General features: G+C 39.4%; 20 protein-coding genes and 1 other annotated feature. Of the genes, 15 read left to right on the top strand and 5 right to left on the bottom strand.

From position 1 onward, the window contains the following. Positions 1 to 15 precede the first annotated feature (15 nt). Positions 16 to 963 carry a helix-turn-helix domain-containing protein gene (locus FFR60_RS05065; RefSeq protein ID WP_249354951.1) on the bottom strand — a complete coding sequence of 316 codons (948 nt, stop codon included), beginning with the start codon at positions 961 to 963 and terminating at the stop codon, positions 16 to 18. A gap of 37 nt (positions 964 to 1,000) precedes the next feature. Here FFR60_RS05065 and FFR60_RS05060 point away from each other — a divergent pair, with 37 nt between their 5' ends. Beyond that, positions 1,001 to 1,723: a CPBP family intramembrane glutamic endopeptidase gene (locus tag FFR60_RS05060; protein ID WP_137663310.1), complete on the top strand. Its 723-nt coding sequence runs from the start codon at positions 1,001 to 1,003 to the stop codon at positions 1,721 to 1,723. A gap of 87 nt (positions 1,724 to 1,810) precedes the next feature. Next, positions 1,811 to 2,716 (top strand): magnesium transporter CorA family protein, encoded by a 906-nt coding sequence (locus FFR60_RS05055; protein ID WP_088934314.1) that lies wholly within the window; start codon positions 1,811 to 1,813, stop codon positions 2,714 to 2,716. An 83-nt stretch (positions 2,717 to 2,799) separates the two neighbouring features. Here FFR60_RS05055 and FFR60_RS05050 read toward each other — a convergent pair whose 3' ends face one another. Together FFR60_RS05050 and FFR60_RS05045 are read right to left on the bottom strand one after the other, a co-directional pair. Next, entirely contained in the window at positions 2,800 to 3,609 is an 810-nt protein-coding gene (locus tag FFR60_RS05050) for a Cof-type HAD-IIB family hydrolase (protein ID WP_137663309.1), read from the bottom strand. A 78-nt stretch (positions 3,610 to 3,687) separates the two neighbouring features. Further along, entirely contained in the window at positions 3,688 to 4,722 is a 1,035-nt protein-coding gene (locus FFR60_RS05045) for an FUSC family protein (RefSeq protein WP_137663308.1), read from the bottom strand. A 173-nt stretch (positions 4,723 to 4,895) separates the two neighbouring features. Further along, positions 4,896 to 5,024, top strand: a sequence feature (ribosomal protein L20 leader region). A gap of 28 nt (positions 5,025 to 5,052) precedes the next feature. On the opposite strand from FFR60_RS05045, the gene infC reads away from it, so the two are divergent. The 4 genes from infC (at position 5,053) to cls (ending at position 8,011) form a co-directional block, all read left to right on the top strand. Next, positions 5,053 to 5,577, top strand: a complete 525-nt coding sequence (gene infC / locus FFR60_RS05040) for a translation initiation factor IF-3 (protein ID WP_088934317.1) — start codon at positions 5,053 to 5,055, stop codon at positions 5,575 to 5,577. Positions 5,578 to 5,650: 73 nt separating this feature from the next. After that, positions 5,651 to 5,851 (top strand): 50S ribosomal protein L35, encoded by a 201-nt coding sequence (rpmI, locus tag FFR60_RS05035; RefSeq protein WP_010747119.1) that lies wholly within the window; start codon positions 5,651 to 5,653, stop codon positions 5,849 to 5,851. A gap of 62 nt (positions 5,852 to 5,913) precedes the next feature. Then, the gene (rplT, locus tag FFR60_RS05030; RefSeq protein ID WP_137663307.1) at positions 5,914 to 6,273 is read left to right on the top strand and encodes a 50S ribosomal protein L20; all 360 of its coding nucleotides are present in this window, start codon (positions 5,914 to 5,916) and stop codon (positions 6,271 to 6,273) included. A 208-nt stretch (positions 6,274 to 6,481) separates the two neighbouring features. After that, positions 6,482 to 8,011 (top strand): cardiolipin synthase, encoded by a 1,530-nt coding sequence (gene cls, locus FFR60_RS05025; RefSeq protein WP_137663306.1) that lies wholly within the window; start codon positions 6,482 to 6,484, stop codon positions 8,009 to 8,011. Positions 8,012 to 8,043: 32 nt separating this feature from the next. On the opposite strand, the gene FFR60_RS05020 is transcribed toward cls, so the two are convergent. Then, positions 8,044 to 9,480: an AcpB/EbpR/MafR family transcriptional regulator gene (locus FFR60_RS05020; protein ID WP_137663305.1), complete on the bottom strand. Its 1,437-nt coding sequence runs from the start codon at positions 9,478 to 9,480 to the stop codon at positions 8,044 to 8,046. Between the two features lie 305 nt (positions 9,481 to 9,785). Between FFR60_RS05020 and FFR60_RS05015 the strand changes: the two genes are divergently transcribed. The 8 genes from FFR60_RS05015 to FFR60_RS04985 all read left to right on the top strand — a co-directional run bounded on the left by FFR60_RS05015 (position 9,786) and on the right by FFR60_RS04985 (position 19,274). Continuing rightward, positions 9,786 to 10,727 (top strand): L-lactate dehydrogenase, encoded by a 942-nt coding sequence (locus tag FFR60_RS05015; RefSeq protein WP_137663304.1) that lies wholly within the window; start codon positions 9,786 to 9,788, stop codon positions 10,725 to 10,727. A gap of 231 nt (positions 10,728 to 10,958) precedes the next feature. Further along, positions 10,959 to 11,882, top strand: a complete 924-nt coding sequence (locus tag FFR60_RS05010) for a YitT family protein (RefSeq protein WP_137663303.1) — start codon at positions 10,959 to 10,961, stop codon at positions 11,880 to 11,882. A 15-nt stretch (positions 11,883 to 11,897) separates the two neighbouring features. Next, positions 11,898 to 13,103 carry a hypothetical protein gene (locus tag FFR60_RS05005; RefSeq protein WP_137663302.1) on the top strand — a complete coding sequence of 402 codons (1,206 nt, stop codon included), beginning with the start codon at positions 11,898 to 11,900 and terminating at the stop codon, positions 13,101 to 13,103. Positions 13,104 to 13,128: 25 nt separating this feature from the next. Continuing rightward, entirely contained in the window at positions 13,129 to 14,124 is a 996-nt protein-coding gene (locus tag FFR60_RS05000) for a SepM family pheromone-processing serine protease (protein ID WP_137663301.1), read from the top strand. A gap of 25 nt (positions 14,125 to 14,149) precedes the next feature. Continuing rightward, positions 14,150 to 15,271 carry a M20/M25/M40 family metallo-hydrolase gene (locus FFR60_RS04995; protein WP_137663300.1) on the top strand — a complete coding sequence of 374 codons (1,122 nt, stop codon included), beginning with the start codon at positions 14,150 to 14,152 and terminating at the stop codon, positions 15,269 to 15,271. Between the two features lie 309 nt (positions 15,272 to 15,580). Beyond that, on the top strand, positions 15,581 to 16,231 hold the full coding sequence (locus FFR60_RS04990) for a GTP pyrophosphokinase (RefSeq protein ID WP_137663299.1): 651 nt from the start codon (positions 15,581 to 15,583) through the stop codon (positions 16,229 to 16,231). Positions 16,232 to 16,426: 195 nt separating this feature from the next. Then, the gene (locus tag FFR60_RS23080; RefSeq protein WP_088934318.1) at positions 16,427 to 16,555 is read left to right on the top strand and encodes a hypothetical protein; all 129 of its coding nucleotides are present in this window, start codon (positions 16,427 to 16,429) and stop codon (positions 16,553 to 16,555) included. A 166-nt stretch (positions 16,556 to 16,721) separates the two neighbouring features. After that, positions 16,722 to 19,274 (top strand): HAD-IC family P-type ATPase, encoded by a 2,553-nt coding sequence (locus FFR60_RS04985; RefSeq protein WP_137663298.1) that lies wholly within the window; start codon positions 16,722 to 16,724, stop codon positions 19,272 to 19,274. 9 nt (positions 19,275 to 19,283) lie between these two features. Here FFR60_RS04985 and mafR read toward each other — a convergent pair whose 3' ends face one another. Further along, positions 19,284 to 20,732, bottom strand: a complete 1,449-nt coding sequence (mafR, locus tag FFR60_RS04980; RefSeq protein WP_088934320.1) for a global transcriptional activator MafR — start codon at positions 20,730 to 20,732, stop codon at positions 19,284 to 19,286. A 160-nt stretch (positions 20,733 to 20,892) separates the two neighbouring features. Here mafR and FFR60_RS04975 point away from each other — a divergent pair, with 160 nt between their 5' ends. Further along, positions 20,893 to 21,819: an aldo/keto reductase gene (locus FFR60_RS04975; protein WP_137663297.1), complete on the top strand. Its 927-nt coding sequence runs from the start codon at positions 20,893 to 20,895 to the stop codon at positions 21,817 to 21,819. Positions 21,820 to 21,843: the final 24 nt, after the last annotated feature.

Raw genomic sequence — 21,843 nt, 5'->3', positions numbered from 1 at the left:
TATTACAGATAGATGCTAGCCTTGGTATCTTTGATAATAATTTTTGGCTTTTTCCATATGTAATTGGGAGATAATTTTATAAAAATGTGTTTCTGACGTTGGCATCTTATTTAATTGGCCCAATAGTTCTGATAGTTCCTGTGAATACTTCGGGAAGTCTATGTAAGTATTCACGATGCAGGTCATAAAACGCAACTGTAAGGATAAATACAAATTATCTGACTTAGCGATTGCCTCACTATAAGCGTGTAAGCATTTTTTTGCTTCTTGGATGTGATTGATCATCAGTAACCATTGAATTCGATTGAAATAAAGATCGCCAATTTCTTCATAATATATTTTTGCATCAAACGCTTCATATTTTGCCAGCTCATCAATAAGTCTTGTATAAAGTTTTTTCTCGCTAGCTTTATCTTTTTCGGAATAAGAAAGGAGGACAAGTTTCCCTAATTTGATCTCTTTTAATGTCCACATTTTCATTGCATCCAAATAAGCAAGAATTTCCGAAAAAGGGGTGCGTGAGAATTTATAGAAGTTGGTATTGGTGATAAGCACTAATAAATAGGCTTTTATTGCCAGGTATCGTATCTCCGTACGAGAATCCTGATTATAGTTTTCGAAGACTTCATAAAGAGCTTCGAAGTTTCCCTTTTTATAGAATTGATCAATTTCATCAGTTAGAGACTTTTCTTCGTTTTTCATTCGACTGTCTTTGAAGTAATTAAACTCGGATTGGCTAATGCCTAAGTTAGTCAAAAAGCTTTGAAATTTTGTTGCCTCAACCGAATGTTTTCCAGCTTCAAAATCACTGTAAAAAGTTTTTGAGCAGACACCTGTGTAGATTTCCTTTTGAGTAAGCCCCTTTTGTTTGCGAATGGATTTAATAATTTCTGCGTTCATAAGTTCTCCTATCAGTAATTCCTGTATACAGGAATTATACTTGTTTTTGGCTTTGTTTTGCATGCTATAGTTTAAAAAAAGCAAACAGGAGGCTATTCAAATGAACAAAACACATTTTAAACTAATCGGTGCATCAATTGCATTAACAATGGTAATCAGCTTATTTTCAGCGGTGGGAATCGCGTTCAACTTAAATGATAATGGTGTAATCTTGTGTCAAATAGCAGCATTTCTAATTTGTGGAGCGGCAAGCTTTCTATACATGAAGAAAAAAGATCAAACATTGAAAAAATTTGGTTTCAAAAAAACTTCTCCAAGTAAAAGACTAATTGGATTTATGGCGTTGATCGTAGTGGTTCAACCAGCTGTTTTAGGAATCAACTTCAATCTTTCATTGTTAACTTTGAGCTTAATTCTTATTCAGATGCTCTTGGTCGGTTTTGTTGAGGAAACTTTTTTTCGCGGGATATTTTTCTATGTTTTGAGGAACAAAACGCCAAAGTCAGTTATCGCTTTTTCCAGCATTGTATTTGGTCTGTTGCATTTAGCTAGTAGTTTAAATCCAGAAACGGCATTTATTTTAGTGATTTTGCAGATTATCAATGCGCTGCTGTTAGGAATCGTCTTTTCATTAATCTATTATACGAATCACTCTATTTACACGGTTATTCTTTTTCACGGGCTATTCAATGTCTTTGCAACAATTTCTAATGACGTTTCGATTGAAAAGAATATTATTGCAGTGATTCTTTTGACAATTTGCTATCTTTTGTTTTTGATTTACTATGGTCGATTGCATATTTCTATTTCTAGCGCTAACTGATTTTGTTGGTGGGAAACAGCATTGAACTCATGCTAGTCGGAAGTTTTTGTTATACTATTACTACCATTCAATATACGGAGGTTTCTGATGGACAGCAGACAGACATTCAATCAAGAGATGTGTTCGTGGATCAATGTAGACACTACGCAACCTCATGAGATAAAAAAATTGAGAACCAGCTTTGCGATCAGTGATGAGATGCTGACGTATGCGCTCGATGATAATGAACGGGCGCGGGTGGAGTATGATCCGATGGAAAAAGCGTTGCTTCTGATCTTTAATGTGCCGAACCTCTTAAAAAAGGATAATCATTACGAAACTAGTCCGATGGCATTTATCTTAAAGGACCATTACTTTTTTTCTTTTGTAAATGAACGGACGTCATATGTAGAGAATATCATCGAAAATCTCTTAGCGAACGAGCCGAATCAAAGCACGGCGAGTTTGCTGTTCCATACATTGTTCTTGATTTCTGATTACTATTTCCCGCTGGTGGAAGAAGTAGACAGTCAGCGCATTCAATTGAATAAAAGATTGCGGGAAAAGACGACGAATAAGAATTTATTGGCGCTCTCTGATTTAGAGATCGGCTTGGTTTATTTAGTCACTGCGACCAAACAGAATGCCGTACTGTTGGAGCAGGTAAAGGTGCAGTCGATTTTTTCCAGTTTTACGGATAAGGAAAAAGAAGAGCTGGATGATGCGTTGATTGAGGCTAGGCAGGCAGTGGAGATGACGAGGTTGTCCAGTGAGATTTTGGATCAATTATCAGGAACCTACAATAATTTGCTGAATAATAATCTGAATGACACGATGAAAATTTTGACGATCTGGTCATTATTATTAACGATTCCGACGATCGTAACAGGTTTTTTTGGGATGAACATGCCATTGCCATTCACTCATTCTGAGGTTGGATGGATCATAACGTTGATCATTAGTCTGGGATTATCCGTGTGGCTGATCCTGATTTTATGGCGCAGAATACGATAAAAGCGAAACGATCATTTGATCGCTTCGCTTTTTTGCTTTGAAAAATAAATTCATTAAGATGAGACAGAGATAACTGTTTACTACTATAATATAAAAGTTTCGATGACTTCAGCGACAGCACTTTGCTCGTGATCAGCGATTGTCGTATGCTGCGCGGCTTCTTTTACGGCAGGGACAGCATTGGCTACGGCAATCCCTAATTCCGCTGCATGGATCATCGCTAGGTCGTTGGTGTTGTCCCCGATCGCGATCGTCTCGTTCATTGGGATGTCGAGATGTTCAGCCAAGGTTTGCAAAGCGCCCCCTTTATTGACACCTTTGGGATTAAATTCAATGTAACGGTTAGAAGAGTAGCTGATCTCTAACAGGTCATGAAGCTCCGCCGGCATTTCTTGTTCCAGTTTTTCTAAGTAGCTGCGGTCCAAATTTTGGAACAACGCTTTATAGCAGACTTGATTTTCCAGAAAGCGAATATCATCATCCAGTCGTTTCTCATGAGGGATCGTCGTAAGATAGGCGTCTTCTTCCGGGTTGCTATGATAGACATACGTTTGATCAAAGGTATAAAGGTGGATCGCTACATCATAGTTTGAGCCAAATTCAAATAATCGCGCCAAAATATCAAATGACAAAGGAAAATCCTTAATGATCGTGGGACCTTCATTTTCAACGACCACACCGCCATTAAAACCGATCATATAGTGATTTGCTTTATTTTCCGCATCTAATTCTTTCAAGGTTTGTTTGATTGAATAGAATCCACGCCCTGTTGCCGGCGCAAAGACCAAACCTTTCGCTTCTGCCATTTTTATGGTTTCTTGCGTTCGTTTTGAAACATGCCGTCCTTTATCTAACAAGGTTTCATCCAAATCGCAAGTAATCAATCGGTACATAGAGGAGCCTCCTTCAATTTTCATGTCTCCATTATAGCAAAAACCGAGTGAGGACACTCGGTTTTCCGATCTTTCTATCTAGTTCGAATGAAATTTTCGATTGTAAAATTCTAAACTGGTGCTCATCAGCCAGCCGGCTAGAAGTCCTAATAAGCTGCCGATCACGATTCCTAAAAAGCGGAACTGGATCATGGAGTAAAGATATTGCTGGCGGACTAACATGGAGAGCATCAATGCCATCGGAGTGGTAAAAAACTGGGCAATCGCATAATTGCGTTTAACGAAATATTCAACAGTCACAAACAGGGCAGTGATTATCAGCAGCGTTTCGAAAACTGATAAAGGTAAATTCAGCAGAAAGGCGGCAATTGCCAGTCCGATAATCGTACCAAAGATGCGTTGGACATTACGATGGGCCATTGCCCGCAGGTTATCCGCCTGTAAAATGGAGGCGCAAGAAACGACGAGCCAGTATGGATTTTTCAGCTGCAAGCCCATGCTTAGATAGACTGCGAAAAATAAGATTCCACTATATAAGAGACTATCGATAACGACAGCAGGATCATCATTGATTCGCGCAATTATTGTTTTACCTGCTTTTTTCTCAGGCAAAGGCTCATTTTCTACAAAATGTAAGACGAAAGCGACCGCTATGGCGAAAAGAACCCCAATAAAAAAGTAGCCGCTCATTACAGGAATTCTAGCTAGCGGAATCTTGGTACTTACGCCCATGGCCGTAACCATGACGATGAAAAAAGGACCGGGCTTAGCAATTCCATATAAGCGAAAGAAAAATCTTCCTAAAAAGCCAATAGCAGCAACGACGATCGGCGCCGTCCAAGCGGCGTGAGTCGAAAGCATGGCGAAAAAATTTGCCGCAGTTAAAAAGCTGCCGACGACAGACAGGCGCAACATTAATTGTTTTAGCGGGAGTCTTTGATAATAGAGAAAGGTGAAGATACCTAATGAGCCGAAACTAGAAATAGCTAGTTGGTGTGATAAATAGCCGGTGAATAAAACACTGATCATACAAAGGCCAGCACCGATCAAGCGAAATGGTGATTCCTTTAGTTTTTTGTAATGAATCAATTCTTTGAGAAAAGATTGTTCCATTGCATCACGTCCTTTTTTATATTGAATAAATTTTTAAGTTGTAGAGTGTTCTGTCATATATACGTTAGCATACAAACTAAAGAAAATTCAATAGATAGTTTCTGAAAATAATCAGAAACAGTCGTTAAGAGGTTGACATTCGATAGAATAGCTTGTATACTATTAAAGTTGAGAAATAAAAGCAGAAGCACCCGCTTCTCGCCTTATGCGAACATCTCGCTGGGCTAGATAGTTAATGACTGATCTTTTCGATGAGTCGAACTACGTGCGGGCTCGTAAAGAACTCGTTTTTTTTATTCGCTTTTTTTCTCTCAAAAAATTTGGAGGTGAATGACCATAGCAAAGGATATGATGGTTAACGACGGCATTCGTGCACGTGAAGTACGTTTGATCGGACAAGACGGCGAACAACTAGGTGTTAAATCGAAAGTAGAAGCCTTAAAGATTGCTGAACAAGCAAACCTTGATGTTGTCCTAGTAGCTCCTGGTGCAAAACCACCGGTAGCACGTATTATGGATTATGGGAAGTATCGTTTCGAACAACAGAAAAAAGAACGTGAAGCTCGCAAGAAACAAAAAGTGATCAACGTTAAAGAAGTTCGTTTGAGCCCAACAATCGACTTGAACGATTTTAATACAAAACTTCGTAACGCACGTAAATTCTTGGAAAAAGGCGACAAAGTGAAAGCTTCGATCCGCTTCAAGGGCCGTGCCATTACCCACAAAGATATTGGTCAAAAAGTTCTTGATCGCTTAGCTGAAGAAACTGCCGATATCGCGACAGTGGAACAAAAAGCGAAGATGGACGGACGTAGCATGTTCTTAGTGCTTGCACCGAAAGAGAAGAAAGACTAGCAATAATTTTGAGAATGCTTCTTTGACTCTAGTTAAAGAGTATGCGAAATGAAAAGTAGGAGGAAATTTAGTCATGCCAAAACAAAAAACACATCGCGGTTTAGCAAAACGCGTAAAACGCACTGGTAAAGGCGGTTTGAAACGTTTCCGCGCGTTCACAAGTCACCGTTTCCACGGAAAAACTAAAAAACAACGTCGTCAATTACGTAAAGCGTCTATGGTATCAAAAGGCGATTACAAACGTATCCGCCAACAATTGGCACGCATGAAATAATTGCGCAACCCGCTTTACAACTTTAAAAAATTCAATGATTTATTTATTAGGAGGAATTAAACATGGCACGTGTTAAAGGTGGAACTGTAACTCGTAAACGTCGTAAAAAGACACTAAAACTAGCTAAAGGTTACTACGGTTCTAAACACACTCTATTTAAAACAGCTAAAGAACAAGTAATGAATTCATACAACTACGCATACCGCGATCGTCGTCAAAAGAAACGCGACTTCCGTAAATTGTGGATTGCACGTATCAACGCTGCAGCTCGTATGAACGGCTTGAGCTACTCAAAATTAATGCACGGTCTTAAAGTTGCCGGTATCGAAATCAACCGCAAAATGTTAGCTGACTTAGCAGTTAACGATGCAGCTGCTTTCACAGCACTAGCTGACCAAGCTAAAGATTCATTAAGCAAATAATGAATGATCGACCCCGCTCGTTTGAGCGGGGTTTTTTGTTTGCTTAAAATGTGTTTCATATCTTGCACAATTTTTCAGGTAAAAATGTTGAAGGAGTTATTCATAAATTCGATAAACTAGATTGATTATAAATTATAGCGTAAAATTACGTTTATAAAGGTTTGGGGATGCTAATAAATGAAAGTGCGGCTTTTTGAGAGGAGCAGAAATGAAAAATAAATTACAGCGTTTGTTGGTCATCAGCTTGATATTTATTTGTGTTTGTTTTGCGGCGTATCAGTTTTTTGATAGTTTGATTGTTTTGACGATTTTTGTAGAGGCGGTATCTTTTGTCTTATGCGGCTATTTGGTTTTTATTGATAAGCGATCTTCTACTTCAAAATTCGCATGGCTATTTGCTATTTTATTTTTTCCTTATGTCGGCATTTTACTCTTTTTCTTAGTAGGCAGTAAGCCTAATTTTAGACGTTTTTCTTCGGTACAAAAAAGAAATGAACAATTATTGCACCAATATATGGCTCAATTATTAAATGAGCATTCGGAAATAATCAATGAGCCTTATTCTATCTCAAAAGAGCTGACGTATCTTTCTGGAAATGAACCGCTAAAAGGAAATCGAATTACACATTTGGCGGATGGTGAAAAAGCGTATCAGGAATTATTAAAGGATCTTCAAAGCGCTAGGCATCATATTCATCTAATGTATTTCATTTATAAAGCAGACGAAACAGGTCTTGAGTTAGCTGATGTTTTAATAGCAAAGGCTAAACAAGGGGTAAAGGTTAGATTTATTTATGATAGTGTAGGATCGATAAAGCTGCCCTTTGAATTTATCTCTAAACTGAAAGAAGCCGGAATTTCGGTTCGCTCGTATGATTTAGTTAATTCTCCTTCTTTAAGTACCAGAATAAATTGGCGCAACCATCGTAAAATGGTTATAATCGATGGTCAAATTGCTCATATGGGCGGCATGAATTTAGGAAATGAATATCGAAGTATAACAGACAAATTTAAGTATTGGCGTGATACGAATTTAAGAATTTTAGGACCTAGTACGATTTATTTACAGTATGTATTTCTATTGGATTGGCTCTTCTTAAATGAAGATGAGCAAGTTTTGCAGCCATTTTTTGATGCGCGGCAAAGCTATTTTCCGCTGGAAAAGGAGTATTTTGGAGAACGAAGTGACATCTGTCAAATAATTTTTGGCGGTCCCTATGATTCAGAGCGCATTCTAAGGGACTCCATCATGGAGTTGTTTGGGAAAGCCGAACGGTCCATTCAGATAGCAAGTCCATATTTTGTACCAGATGAGGAGTCCTTATCGGTTATTCGGCGTGCAGCACGATGCGGGTTAAAGGTGCAATTGATTATTCCGGGAAAAGGCGACCGTGCCATCTCTTACTACGGGAATAATTCCTTCATAGATCGGCTGCTGTCTGCGGGAGTTGAAGTCTATGCGTATGACTCAGAGTCATTTTTGCATTGCAAATATTTGATTGTAGATGGTCTCGTTGCCTCGGTGGGCTCGACCAATTTTGATATTAGAAGCTTTCATTTAAATCATGAAATATCGGCATTTCTATATGGTCCAAGCGCCTTGGTTAGTGAGATTCAAGCACAGTTTGAAGAGGATGTTCGTCAATCAAAACGCTTAAGCAGCGAAACACAGAAGAACAGGAACGTTGCGACCGTTGTAAAGGAACGATTAAGTGAATTTTTTACCCCGCTGCTTTAATGAACATAAAAGCAACGGGGTATTTTTTGTCTTTAGATGTTGAAAAGCAGGTCTTGCAGTTCTTGCCATTCAGTATCTAAGGGAATGTCAGATAAGCGATAAAGATCGGATGAAGTCAGGTTTAGCTGCGGTTCAAAATTATACACACACAAATCAATCTGCAACGTACTTAGCAATTCATTTGTTAAGGGACGATTGAACAAAAAGTGATATTCAACGTCATTTGGGATGACTTTTTTTGCTAGGGCTTTGTAGTAACTTACGGAAGAAGAATCACCAGTTAAGGCAAAGAGCACCTTTTTCTTGTTATATTTTTTTACCTCATATAATAAGGTCAATCTAGCCGCTACATCTTCAATCTGTGAAAAATATTTGTGATTTTCTAAAATGCGGCACCAAATGGAAAAAGTAGCAGGGTAATTGTTTTTTGCCTTGCGTATCAGAATGCGAGAATATTTTTGAAATAAGTCTGTACATTCAGTTAATATTGACAGGTTTGTGAGATAGGATTGAATAGCTGATTTTGCTTTATGATTGAGTACCAAATTTTGTTTTGATTCGATAAAGAATTTCGTAATAAGCAAATCCTGCTCTGTAAATTCTTGAATAAAGTCGTTGGTTAAGTATGAGCTGTTCGATTCATAAATAATGGTATCGACTTGTGCAAAATAAGAAAACAAAACTTCTTGGTTCCGTTTGTCTTCGTTAAGTATCTTCGGGTGGAAATACGCGGAGAAGGCTGTTTTAAAACGACGGTAGCTATCTTTATTTTCATATTTTTCCAGTATTGGGGTATCAAATTTAATAAAGTGGTGGTTTTCTATTCGTTTTTCTATGATGAACATCCAGATTGTCGCTCTGTAGTAGTCGAAATTTAGATTTAGATCATATTCCTTTTTCATTTTTTCTAATACTTCTGTTATCTCATGATATTGATCATTGTGGATAATCGGTGCGCTGCTTTCGTGAATAGAGCGAAAATATTGGAAGAAGAAATAGCGAATATCTGCTTCATCCCCCACCAAGGAGAAATTGGCGGTATCGAGGTCAAGCTTGAAATCCTTAAGAACTTTACGGAAGGTTTTGATATAATTTTTCATTGTAGATTCGGAAATGTATAAGTCTAAAGCGTAAGTGATTAAATCTTTTTTTTCTTCATAAAAAATTGATTCGATAATGTGGAATATCGGATTATCAGAAATCAGGCTATCGATATAAGTGATGATTTCACGACTCGTTCCATAATTTTCAAGGGATAAGGTGTGATTGAATTCTTCCAATAACAGAGTGTTTGGCAAATTATCGATTAAGTAGGCAATGTCCTGTTGAATCGTTTTGTAAGAAACATCACAGAGGTCGCTAAAAGTTTTTAATGATACCGGACGATTGGCTTCAAGTAATATTTGAAGTATTTTGATTTTTCTTTTTATGGATTTATCGACTAGCAAATCATAGGAATAAGTATTCATAGAAAGGACCCCTTATCTAAAAGTCTCAATGCGCTTACATTATAATACGAACTGGCTTATTAAATAAAACATTTGCCTTGGGATTATTAAATTATTTTTTTGTTGGCTGATTTATAAGTACTCAAGTTTTTTTGTCTTGCTTCAGACAAAGTATTTCCATTTTTGGGAATTATTTTATTTGTGAAGAGTATCTCTGTTTACTAAACTTACAATACAATCTATCGTTGAAGCTGCTTGAATAATTATGAAAGTCATTATGAGAAGTTCGATAATAGATAAGTAAGAGAGTCAGAAGGAGAATTTTTATGAATAAAATTGTAGTTATCGGTAATGGAGATGTCGGTTCAAGCTATACGTTTGCTTTAATGGCACAGGGAGTTGGCAATAATGTTGGCATTATTGATCTGGATTCTCAAAAGGTTGCCGGCGACGTGAAAGACCTTACGAACGGCTTGGCTTATGTTGGACCTAAAAGTATTTATCCTGCGGAGTATTCTGATTGTTCTGATGCTGATCTAATAGTCATCACAGCTGGAGCAGCGCAAAAAGAAAACGAAACTCGTCTGGATTTGGTAAAGCGAAATGCACGAATTATTAAGTCGATTGTTCAATCAGTTATGGCACATAATTTTACTGGAATATTTCTAATTGCCAGTAATCCAGTCGATGTTCTTACTCATTATGTAAAGAAGTTGACTGGATTTCCTGCAAATAGAGTTATTGGATCAGGAACCTCTCTGGACAGTGCCCGATTAAGAAGTGCGGTAGGTGAAAAATTTCAAATAGATCCACGCGATGTCAATATATATATTTTAGGCGAGCATGGAGATACACAGTTTCCTGTTTGGTCCCATGGAAATATCGGGGGATTAAAGATTACGGAATGGTTGGATCAGCATCCTGAATTTTCGAAATCCGATTTAGTTGAGTTGTCGGAAAATGTGAAGAATGCTGCTTATGAGATTATCCATTACAAAGGCTCTACTCACTATGGGATTGCTATTTCACTAGCAAGAATCACAAAAGCAATTTTGCAGGACGAAAATTCTGTACTTCCGGTTTCAGTTCATCTAGAGGGTCAGTATAATAGCGAAGATGTTTGTATTGGTTCTAACGCTGTTTTAAATAGAGAAGGAATTCGGGAGATCATTGAAATACCGCTAGCTGAAGATGAAATGGAGAAAATGCGGATTTCGATCCAAACATTGAAAGACATGCAGAACACCGTACTTGAGAGTGACAGCTGATGCAATAAACCAAATAGTTAAAATATATGGCCTAAGAGAATCCCCTTTTCTCTTAGGTCCTTTTTTACATAATCGTCTGGTAAATAATAAATGATCGACATGTTTAAAAAGCGGCAGTGCTCTCAGACAAATTATTTCTAATATTGAGAAATAGTTTGTTTGAGGGCTCTTTATTATTTTATTAAACTAGCACCATACTCATTAAGGAGTCGTCACGAAGGGGGAAAGGGTATGAAAGACAATGTTACTTTAAATTTAAAAACAGGGGCGAAAAAAAGAACGCCGATTATTAATAGAGAAAAGAAAAGCGGTACTGTTCTTTCTTTTTTATTGCAGCTGCTAAAAATATCAGTAGCGGTATTGTTACTAGCAATTAGTATCAATCTATTTTTAGGACCTCATGATATTGCCGCTGGAGGGGCTAGCGGGATTGGAATTTTAGCAGAATCAGCTTTGGGTATCGATCGTTCATGGGTCGTATTATCATTGAATGTCATAGTTTTAATTCTGGCCGCTTTATTCTTAGGAAAAAAGATTTTCTTTAATACATTAATTGGAAGTCTACTATTTCCGTTAGCGTTACGTATCGTACCAATCGGTATGTTAACTGAGGATCGATTATTATCTGTTATTTTTGGGAGTGTCGTTTTCGCGGTTGGAGTAGCCATTTTATATAAAATTCAAGCTTCTAGCGGCGGAACGACCATCCCGCCATTGATTTTTGAAAAATATTTTGGTGTGAACCCATCGCTAGGATTATTACTGACAGATATGGTGATAGTTTTTATGAGTCTTTATGTTTTTGGTTTTGAAGAGTTTCTATTCGCTATCTTATCTATCGGGATTACGTCGATTGTTATGAACTACATTGAGAACGGATTGAAGAGAAGAAAAGCGGTAATGATTATAAGTCAAGATAATACAAAAGAAATTCGCGATCAATTAACAAGTGAAATCGATCGAGGAATGACGGTGTTTGATGCTAGAGGCGGCAAAAATGATTGTGATAGAGAAATGATCATGGTAGTGGTGACTGGGCAGGAATATCCGTTGGTTAGAAAAATCGTAGATGAGATTGATCCTAAGAGCTTTATGATCACATATAATGTGGCGGAAGTTCACGGCTTGGGATTCACGTATCATCCGATTCAATAATAAGGAGGAAAAATAATGGAACCTATATTAGCTTTTACTATTGTAATGTTTATTTGGACGATTGGAGAGTTTGTTTCAAACAAAAGCAAGGCCTTGATATCGATGATGCTGGTAGCATCTCTGATCTTTTTGGTTGGTTTTGCGACGGATCTGCTGCCGCATGATTTGATTCAGGATTCGGGATTGTTAGGTTTAGGAAATGCGGTCATCGGGGTGATTATTGTTCATTTAGGAACGATGATGAGCTTTAAAGATTTGAAGCTGCAATGGCGAACTTTTGTGATCGGTTCTCTAACTGTTGTTTTGATGACGGTAATACTGATTTTCATTGGCGAGCTGATTTTTGATCGAAATATTGCGGTGGCTGGAACGGCATCGATAACTGGCGGGACGCTTTCGATTTTAATGGTGCAGGAGAAAGTAAATGAGATTCAAAATGCTGGCGGTGATTTAGGTATTTTATCTAGTTACTTATTAGCGGTTTTCCCGCTCTTGATTCTAAACTTAAAAAATCTAGTCGGCTTCTTGTTTACGGCGAATATTTTGAAAAAAGAGGCGCTTCGTGTGAAGAAGCAATATCGCAATGGTGAGCTGACGTTTTTTGAACAGGAAGTCGCTGAAAATACAACTGAGGCTAAGGAAAGTATTTTACCAGAATTTTTGCGGACACCATACGGCACACTGTTTTTACTGGGGCTGACAATGTACGTATCTCGATTTTTAAGTCAATTGACTAATGGAACGGTGAATGCCTTTGTGATTGCATTATTGCTGGGAATCGTTTTGCGACATTTCAGAATTTTGAAGCCTAATGCGTTATCTTCAACCGATTCTTTCGGCTTACTAATGATTTCTATCATGGTTATCGCGTTTGGACCGTTAGCAGATATTGTTCCGGCGGATCTCTTGCATTTGATTGGACCGATTGCTTTCTACTTAGCAGCAGGTTTGGCGATTATCTTTATCGCTTCATTCCTTATTGGTAAAAAGGTCGGTTACTCGGGTCCTTTATCTATCGCTGTTGGAATGACGACACTCTTTGGCTTCCCAGGGACGATGGTTCTAACGAAAGAAGCTGCGGCAGCTGTAGGGGAGACAGAAGAAGAGATCGCTGTTATTGAGCAGAATATTCTACCGATTATGGTAACGGCAGGTTTTTCTACGATAACGATAACTTCTGTCATTACCGGCGGGTTAATTGTTGGTTTGATGCTAGGATAGTTTTTTATGAATAAAGAGGTTGATTATGAAGAGATTTAGTAAGTATTTAGCGGTTGCTTTGTTGAGTGTTGCAGTGATCTACTTTGCGTTTTTCTATAGAATTCCAGATTTATATATAACCAAGCCGGGGCCAGTAGCAGATGCGATGGAAATGGTCTCGGTGGCAGACAGCTCCCCAAAAAGTGATTCAGAAATTTTGGTAACAACGGTCAAACGAAAACAGGGGACGGTATTTACGTTAATCAAAGCGCTGATCCACCCCTATCAAAATTTCTCGAAAGAAACTCAGAATTATGAAACAGTAAGACAAGATAGCAGAGATGTTCAGCAGGCTTTTATGGCAAATTCCAAGCAAACAGCAGTTACGGAAGCTTTTCGACTTGCCGAAAAGGAGAAGGAGCTTGAGTTTATTGGAATACGAATAATGAATATCAATCGAGATGTCCAGGCTTTAGAATCACTTAGAATAAACGACGTTATCCTTTCAATAAATGGAGAAAAAGTGTCGCCTAATGCGTTAGCCAAACTTCCTCAAAAATTGAGGGCGGCGCAAACCGAACTTGTCGTTGCGCGAGAAGGTAAAAAACAGGAACTATCTATCCCGCAAGTGGCAAGAAGCGGCTATTTATTGAACGGCGTACTGGCGGTCACTACTAATGAACCAATCCGCATAAATTCTAAAGGATTTGGCGGCCCCTCAGCTGGAGCGATGCTGACGTTAAGTATCTATCAACAGATCACAGGACAGGACCTGCTGAATGGCAGGACAGTTGCTGGAACAGGAACGATAGAAGCAAATGGAAGTGTTGGTCTTGTCGGAGGAATCCCGCAGAAGGTATATGCTGCACATCATTCTCAAGCGGATATTTTCTTTGTTCCTTATTTAGGAAATGAAGAAGGAACTTTTTCAACAAACTATTTCGAGGCTAGAAAAGTGGCAGCTGATATTCAGACTGAGATGAAGGTGGTACCTGTAGGGAATATGACAGATATTATTGAATATTTGGAAGTGCATGCTTAAGAAAACAATTGATGGAGGAACAGCTATGAATACAAACCGTTTAGTGAAAACATTTATCGAACTGGTTCAGATTGATTCTGAATCGAGAAATGAAGGAGAAATTCATGCATACTTAAAAAATAAATTTATGAAGTTTGGAATGGAGATCGTTGAAGATGCCAGCAAGGAAATTACCGGATTAGGTTCAAACAATTTGATCGTTAGACATCATGGAAAAGACCGCAACAAACTGCCTCTTTTCTTTTCCTGCCATACAGACACCGTGTCGCCAGGAATGGGTATTGAAGTGATTGAAGAATCAGGTATTTTGTCTTCTAAAGGGGAAACGATTTTAGGTGCAGATGACAAGGCGGGAATTGCGATTATCATCGAAGCAATTGAAACGATTCAAGAACAGGGGATTACAACCGGTGATTTGGAGTTTGTTTTTTCTCCAGGAGAAGAAATCGGATTAATTGGTGCTTCAGCCTTGGATATGCAGCTGATCAAAGCAGAAAACGGCTATGTTTTAGACAGCGGAGGAGAGGTCGGTCGCGTGACAATTGCCAGCCCGACCTTATTCATGTATGAGGTTCAAGTAAACGGACGATCGGCGCATTCAGGTATAGAGCCGGAAAAAGGGATATCTGCTGTTGCGATTTTATCGGATGCTTTACAAAAGATCGATATAGGCCGAATTGACGAGATGACAACGTCAAATATCGGGATGATCGACGGCGGAAAAGCGACGAATATTATCATGGACTCATTGAAGCTGAAAGGAGAAGTTCGTTCGGTATTATCAGAAGTCGCTGAGCAGTTACTGAAGGAGATCGAAGCTGCCTTTAATGGAGCGGTAGAAAAATATGGCGGTTCCTTTGAAATGACAGTAGAGAAAATGGCTACAGGATACAACATTTCTGATGAATCTGTGATAATGAAAATTTTGGATCAGGCAATGATTGAACATGATCTTTCTTTGATTAAAGAGATCAGCGGAGGCGGAAGCGATGCAAATATCTTCAATGAAAAAGGAAAAGAAGTCGTCAATCTGTCTGTTGGATATGAAAAGATCCACACGACAGAGGAATACATAGCTATCGCAGAAATGGAGAAAGCCGTCAAATTGGTGATTGAATTGACAAAGAGGGCGCCTCAAAATGGATAGCTGCCGCAAGAAAAAAATTTGGACAGAGGTTTTCAATAAATAGTTGAAAGAGCTGAAGGAATTGAGTGAAGGAGGAATTGGATGATTGCATTAAGCGCCTTTTTGTTAGCAGGTATCGGAGGACTTTTTCTCATCCTCATTAGGCGGAGCAAAAAAAAATTTTCTGCAACAGATCAGTTAATGCTGTCCCTATTTTTTGTCCTGCTCTCTCTTTTCTTGATCATTCTTTCCTCTGTTCATTTATTTTTCAGCTTATAAATAAAAATGGTTAATAGTTGTACTATAAATTTTATGAATGGCGGGAGAAAAATGAACGAGCTTCATTCATCTCAGCAAAAAGAAATACAACAGGCACAGTTTTTTTATGAATGTGCCATGAAGGAATGTGAAACAAAATTCCAAATTCTTTTTTCTGAGCTATTAATGAAAAACGAACGCTCATCGATTCAGGGAGTTAGTTCAAGAGTAAAGACAAGTACATCGATTTATAAGAAATGCGAAAGAAAAGGAATTTCGATAAGCTTGGATGATATTTTATCGAATGTTTTTGATGGAGCCGGTGTTCGAGTGATTTGTTCTTATATCGATGATGTCTACCGCATCAGAGAAATGTTTCTTGGACAAGATGATGTGGTCTTGGTAAATGAAAAAGACTTTATTAAACATCCAAAGACAAACGGCTACCGCAGTTTGCATCTGATCGTTCAATTGCCAGTATTTTTATCTAACATGAAGAAAAATGTTGTGGTGGAAGTGCAGCTTCGTACTGCGGCCATGGACTTTTGGGCGAGCTTAGAGCATGAATTGAAATATAAGAGCGACAACAAAGATCCAGCATTAATCAATGAGCTGCGCATCTGTTCGGATAAAGCGCATCTATTGGATGATGAGATGATGGGGTTGAGAGATCGAATCATCGCGTTCAATCAACAACTAGAATACGCTAAAAAAAGGTACTGAATATTTTTTGTTGTATGGTTAATAAAAGCAATTGAGTGATTTTTGCATTTTCAAGAATGAATGACCGGAATGAGCATATTAGGAGATACATAGAATTACTTGTGCTATGGTTAATACATACAATAACTGAGGCAGCAATCTAGTTATAGCTGTTTCGTTTTCATTAATAATTAAAAATCATAGGAGGGGAATCGCATGAAATCACTAGTTAAATTTATGGTTGCTAGTACACTTATCGTAAGCGGCGTTTTAGTAGCGGGAACAATTTTGACAACGAAGAAAATCGACGAATACGGCGATGATCTGCAAAACTTTTTACATTAATCTGATCTAATCGTAAGCAGTTCTACTTCATATTATTGAAGCGGGGCTGCTTTTTTTATTTGCTTAAACACAATAATTGCAGTCTTCCATGAAATTATCGACCTTAAAAAATGGGATTTCTCCGTATACTTAAGGTATCAAATGAATGACATGGAGGAATACATAGATGAAATGGTATAAACAATCAAGTGAAGCGGTTTTAAATAAAGTCGAGTCGCAAATCACAGGTTTAACGACAGAAGAACGTGAGGCGCGGTTAAAAAATAATGGACCGAATAAAATGGAGGAGAAAGAGCAAGTCAAGCTATGGCGGAAAATCGCCAAGCACTTTACGGATCTGCTGATGATCGTTTTGATCGTGGCAGCCTTGCTGAAGTTCGCGACAGGCGAAGCGGTGGAAGGCGGAATTATTTTCCTAGTCGTGATCGTCAACGGCTTCGTGGGATATTGGCAAGAGCGTAAGGCGGAAGAGTCATTGGATGGCTTGAAGCAAATGATGGGTCAAGAGGCGACAGTCTTAAACGAAGGACAGCCGTTGAAGCTGGATTCAGAAAAACTGGTTCGGGGCGATGTGGTGATCTTAAAGGCTGGCGATGTTATCCCAGCCGATCTGCGTCTGATCGAAGTACATGATTTGACAGTGGAGGAGTCAATCTTGACTGGGGAATCTGAGGCAGTTGAAAAAACGGTCGAAGCGATCTCACAGGATGCTATGGCTGGGGATCAGTTAAATATGGCTTTTTCAGGCACACTCGTACAAACGGGTTCGGCTCGCGGATTGGTCGTTGAAACAGGAGATGCGACGGAAATCGGCAAAATCAATCATGCCTTGCAATCGATCCAAGCGCAGACGACACCGCTGGTTAAAAAAATGCATCAATTAAATAAACAAATTTTTAGAGGCATTCTAGCCTTAATCGTCTTCTTACTATTCTTTACGAGCTTTAGATATGGAATGGACTGGAGTTTGATGTTCTCTGCGAGTATTGCCTTGATCGTTGCGATGATTCCAGAAGGCTTGCCGGCTGTGTTGACAATGATCCTTTCGATGGGTGTCAAAGAAATGGCGGATGAGAATGCGATCATCAAAGGAATGCCCGCGGTAGAAACGCTAGGCTCAATGACGGTGATCTGCTCGGATAAAACAGGAACTCTCACGAAAAATGAGATGGCCGTGCAGGAAGTTGTCACAGAAGAGCTTTCATTAGTTAAAGAAATAATGAATAACTGCCAAGAGTTAAAGACTAAAGATGAGCAAAAAATCGAAGAGATTCATGGCAATCCGACAGAGCTGGCATTGTTGAATTATGTAGCCGAAGAAGAGCAGCAGTTAAAGCCAGTATTAGCGAAGATCCCCTTCAGCTCTAGTTACAAATATATGGCGACGCTGCACGCGGATGGCGAAAATCAGATAATTTTTGTAAAAGGTGCACCGGAAGTATTATTGGAAAAAGCTGGCTTAACAAATGAAGAACAGCTTAAGTGGGAGCAGCGCGGACTGGAGCTTGCTAGTAAAGGTCAGCGGGTACTAGGCTTCGGATATAAAAAAGTCTCTTCAACAGAATTAACCCATGAGTCATTATCTGGATTAACCTTTGCCGGCTTAGCAGGAATCATTGATCCGCCGAAAGAGAGCGCCATTCGAGCGGTTGAGCAGGCACAGCAGGCAGGGATCGCGGTTAAAATGATCACCGGCGATCACAAAGCCACGGCTCAAGCAATCAGTGAGCAGATTGGGTTGAAGCACACGTCTAAAATTTTAGAAGGTGCCGATATTGATGGCATGTCTGATGAAGAATTGGCTGAAGCGGTGGGGCAAGTAGATGTCTTTGCTCGTACGACGCCAGATCATAAGCTGAGAATCGTGACGGCGTTGCAGAAAAAAGAAGAAGTCGTGGGAATGACAGGTGATGGCGTGAATGATGCACCAGCCTTGAAGCAGGCTGATATTGGGATCGCAATGGGGATCAAAGGCAGTGAGGTAAGTAAACAAGCGGCGGATATGGTATTAGCCGATGATAATTTTTACACGATCGTAAAAGCCGTGAAGGAAGGCCGCAGAATCTTTGATAATCTGCAAAAGACGATCAATTTCTTTTTACCAACAGCACTAGCACAAGGGTTGATCGTAATCTTGGCTCTGTTGATGAACCGTCCATTACCATTAACACCGATCCAAATTTTGTGGGTCAACATGGTGACGACGATCACACTCTCTTATGCATTAGGCTTTGAAAAGGCGAGTGCCGATACAATGACTCGTCCGCCGAGAGATACAAAGATGGGGATTTTATCCGGCTACAGCTTCTTCAGGATCTTGTATGTTTCCTTGCTGATCATGATTCCGGCGTACTTCTTATCAATGCGTTTTGATGGTGCGGCGTTGCAGCAGACGATTCTTTTACAGAGTATTGTTTTAGGACAGGCGGTTTATATGATCAATTGTCGTGAGATGGTCGATCCGGCGATCAACCGCCGCTTCTTCGAAAATAAATTCTTGTTTATTTCATTAGGAATCCTCTTTGTTCTTCAACTAGGTGTTGTCTTCTTACCATTAGGCCAGCAGTTGATTGGAACAACGGCACTTAGCTTCACACAACAATTAGTGATTTTAGGCAATGCGCTGCTGCTGTTCTTCGTAGTTGAGATCGAGAAAAGAATCAGTAAAGGGATTTTTCGAAAAAAAGAAAAAGCGGTTAGCCATTACCAAAATGACTAACCGTTCCATCTAAAGATACGAATGAGAAGTGAGTTCAGTCAATTGGCTGAGCTCATTTTTTGTTGGGATGGTGGAAATGTAGACCACCGGGATCGGCATCGAATCCAGCGGAATATTGGAAAGGATCAAATCACCGCTTTGAAGTCTTCCAGTTTGCAGCTGAGAAACTTCCAGTGAAACTAAGTTGACTCGTTTGCCCAAAAGATCCGCCAGCTCCTGCTGCAGGAAGATTTTCCAAGCGGGTTCACTTTGGAAAACAAAGAAGATCGTTTTCGTATAAGGTCGGATCATGAAAATGGCCTGCTGGCTTAATAGTGAAAAGAGATTAACGAAATAAGTCGTATCTCCGATCGCAGAAAATTGCGGCAGACTATTAAAAAGCTCCGTGCTTTTTTCGGTTAAGATCGCGTAAGTTTCATTTCTTTGCAGCAGCAGTTCTTGATATTCTAATTGAAATTGCTTCGACAGCGCCGGTGATTCGGCGTATTTTAACAGCAGCAGCAAAATATTTGTCAGCAGGTTTGTTTGAAGTAACGACGGCAACAACAGCTCGCCGGCGATTTCTTGAATGGTTTGCTGCGCTTTTTTTCGCAGCAAGGGATATCCTTCAGCTAATACATCGGCGACTTTTTTTCCTAAAGGATTATTGTAGTTCCAGCTTTCTAAAAAGCAGAAAAAGGCAAAAAAGATTTCTTCGTCTTGCAGATAGACGCCTTCTTTTTTGTATAGGTCCTTTAACAGCGGTGCGTAAATATTGAATAAGGGATCGCTGGCTTCAAAGCTGAAGTCATCGATGGGACAACCGGCCTTGATGCGGATACTATTGATAAAGAACCAGCAGATTCCAAAAATCTGTTCCGTATCCACAAACAACTCATCGGTGATTTCTTTTGTTAAGAAGCGTAGATAATGTTCTTCGTGGATCGTATAGTCCTCAAAAAAGTAATTGTTATGAGTAAAGGGCAGCAGCAGCCGATGATAAAAAATTCGGATGGCACTTTCTTCGCCGATCAAATGGGCGCGTGTAGAGGTTAGATGGATCTTGATGTTAAAAAGCTGCAGCTGGTGATTGATTTTTGTGCGCTGCCGTTTGAGCGTTTCATAGGAGACACCTGTTTCATCAAGAAAACGAGGAACGTTTAATTCCTTGGTAAAAAATAATTGTTTGATTAATTGCAGACTGACTGAATGGGGTAAAAAGGTTTCCCAGATATCATTGGTCAACGCCTTTTCCTGAGCAATCAAGCGGATGCCGCTTTTGTCAGAGTCCAACTCCCAATGTTGCGGCAGATAAGTACGAATCAGCTGCAAATCTGAAAAAATGGTGCGCTCGGTGGTTCCGATTTTTTCGGCCAGCTCTTTGGCGGTTAATTGTGAATGATTAAGAAGCTGTTCCAAGAGTAAAATCTGACGATAAATATCCTTTTCGGTAATGATTTTTTTCAGCATCGAGTACATATAGGAACCCTCCTTCAAAAATAAGCATACGAAGAAAGGTCTGTTGGGTCAAGCGAGAACTGCGGAGTGCGATTCTAAGGGCTGGGGATTTTTTTTATCAACAAAATAGTCTATACTTCTATAGGTAAGAAAAAATGTTTTTTCAGAGAGGATGGACACAATGCTAAAACGAAAAATCGGCAACAGCTATTGGGAAGCTTCAGCGATCGCTCTAGGAATCATGCGAATGTCAGCGCTAACGTCAACAAAGGCAGCAGAAGTTTTAGAAACTGCTTTAGAAAGTGATATTAATTTTATCGATTCAGCGGATATGTATGGCGATGGAAAATCCGAATTAGTTTTCGGCGCGGCTTTAAAAGAAGCAAACATCTCGCGGGATAAATTCTTTATTCAATCAAAAGGCGGCATCGTGACTGGCGACGACAAACGTTATGACTTTTCGAAACAACATTTATTAGATTCTGTAGATGGTATTTTGGAACGGATGGGCATCGACTACTTAGATAGTTATCTGCTGCATCGTCCTGATCCATTGATGGAGCCGGAAGAAGTTGCAGAAGCGTTTGATATTTTGCAGGCCAGCGGAAAAGTCCGTCACTTCGGTGTATCGAACGTTAACCCAGAACAATTCCAATTATTGCAATCTCATGTAGATCAAAAATTATTGATCAATCAATTGCAATTTTCAATCATGCATACAGGGATGATCGATTACGGCATGCATACGAATATGACGGATACCCGTTCATTCGATCATGATGGCGGCGTGTTAGAATTTTCTCGTCGTAAAGGCGTGACGATCCAAGCGTGGTCGCCATTCCAGTACGGATTCTTTGAAGGAGTCTTTATTGATAATGACAAGTTCCCAGAATTGAATGAGCTGCTGGCTAAACTAGCGAAGAAATATGACACGAATAAAAATGCGATCGCGACTGCTTGGATCTTACGTCATCCAGCGAATATGCAAGTAATCTTAGGTACGATGAATCCGACTCGGATCAAAGAAAGTGCTGCAGGCGGCGATGTAACCTTAACGAAACAAGAATGGTACGACGTGTACTTCGCAGCAGGAAATGATTTACCATAAAAAATAAGGGATGTGCCGATTCGG

Source organism: Enterococcus hulanensis, assembly GCF_005405485.1.
In the GTDB taxonomy this organism is placed as follows: Bacteria; Bacillota; Bacilli; order Lactobacillales; family Enterococcaceae; genus Enterococcus_A; species Enterococcus_A hulanensis.
This window is presented reverse-complemented; position numbering and strand designations above follow the sequence as displayed.

Bases quoted from the DNA above. Each gene is read 5' to 3' on its own strand.
- FFR60_RS05065 (WP_249354951.1), bottom strand. From the start codon at position 963: ATGCAAAACAAAGCCAAAAACAAGTATAATTCCTGTATACAGGAATTA.
- FFR60_RS05060 (WP_137663310.1), top strand. From the start codon at position 1,001: ATGAACAAAACACATTTTAAACTAATCGGTGCATCAATTGCATTAACA.
- FFR60_RS05055 (WP_088934314.1), top strand. From the start codon at position 1,811: ATGGACAGCAGACAGACATTCAATCAAGAGATGTGTTCGTGGATCAAT.
- FFR60_RS05050 (WP_137663309.1), bottom strand. From the start codon at position 3,609: ATGTACCGATTGATTACTTGCGATTTGGATGAAACCTTGTTAGATAAA.
- FFR60_RS05045 (WP_137663308.1), bottom strand. From the start codon at position 4,722: ATGGAACAATCTTTTCTCAAAGAATTGATTCATTACAAAAAACTAAAG.
- infC (WP_088934317.1), top strand. From the start codon at position 5,053: ATGACCATAGCAAAGGATATGATGGTTAACGACGGCATTCGTGCACGT.
- rpmI (WP_010747119.1), top strand. From the start codon at position 5,651: ATGCCAAAACAAAAAACACATCGCGGTTTAGCAAAACGCGTAAAACGC.
- rplT (WP_137663307.1), top strand. From the start codon at position 5,914: ATGGCACGTGTTAAAGGTGGAACTGTAACTCGTAAACGTCGTAAAAAG.
- cls (WP_137663306.1), top strand. From the start codon at position 6,482: ATGAAAAATAAATTACAGCGTTTGTTGGTCATCAGCTTGATATTTATT.
- FFR60_RS05020 (WP_137663305.1), bottom strand. From the start codon at position 9,480: ATGAATACTTATTCCTATGATTTGCTAGTCGATAAATCCATAAAAAGA.
- FFR60_RS05015 (WP_137663304.1), top strand. From the start codon at position 9,786: ATGAATAAAATTGTAGTTATCGGTAATGGAGATGTCGGTTCAAGCTAT.
- FFR60_RS05010 (WP_137663303.1), top strand. From the start codon at position 10,959: ATGAAAGACAATGTTACTTTAAATTTAAAAACAGGGGCGAAAAAAAGA.
- FFR60_RS05005 (WP_137663302.1), top strand. From the start codon at position 11,898: ATGGAACCTATATTAGCTTTTACTATTGTAATGTTTATTTGGACGATT.
- FFR60_RS05000 (WP_137663301.1), top strand. From the start codon at position 13,129: ATGAAGAGATTTAGTAAGTATTTAGCGGTTGCTTTGTTGAGTGTTGCA.
- FFR60_RS04995 (WP_137663300.1), top strand. From the start codon at position 14,150: ATGAATACAAACCGTTTAGTGAAAACATTTATCGAACTGGTTCAGATT.
- FFR60_RS04990 (WP_137663299.1), top strand. From the start codon at position 15,581: ATGAACGAGCTTCATTCATCTCAGCAAAAAGAAATACAACAGGCACAG.
- FFR60_RS23080 (WP_088934318.1), top strand. From the start codon at position 16,427: ATGAAATCACTAGTTAAATTTATGGTTGCTAGTACACTTATCGTAAGC.
- FFR60_RS04985 (WP_137663298.1), top strand. From the start codon at position 16,722: ATGAAATGGTATAAACAATCAAGTGAAGCGGTTTTAAATAAAGTCGAG.
- mafR (WP_088934320.1), bottom strand. From the start codon at position 20,732: ATGTACTCGATGCTGAAAAAAATCATTACCGAAAAGGATATTTATCGT.
- FFR60_RS04975 (WP_137663297.1), top strand. From the start codon at position 20,893: ATGCTAAAACGAAAAATCGGCAACAGCTATTGGGAAGCTTCAGCGATC.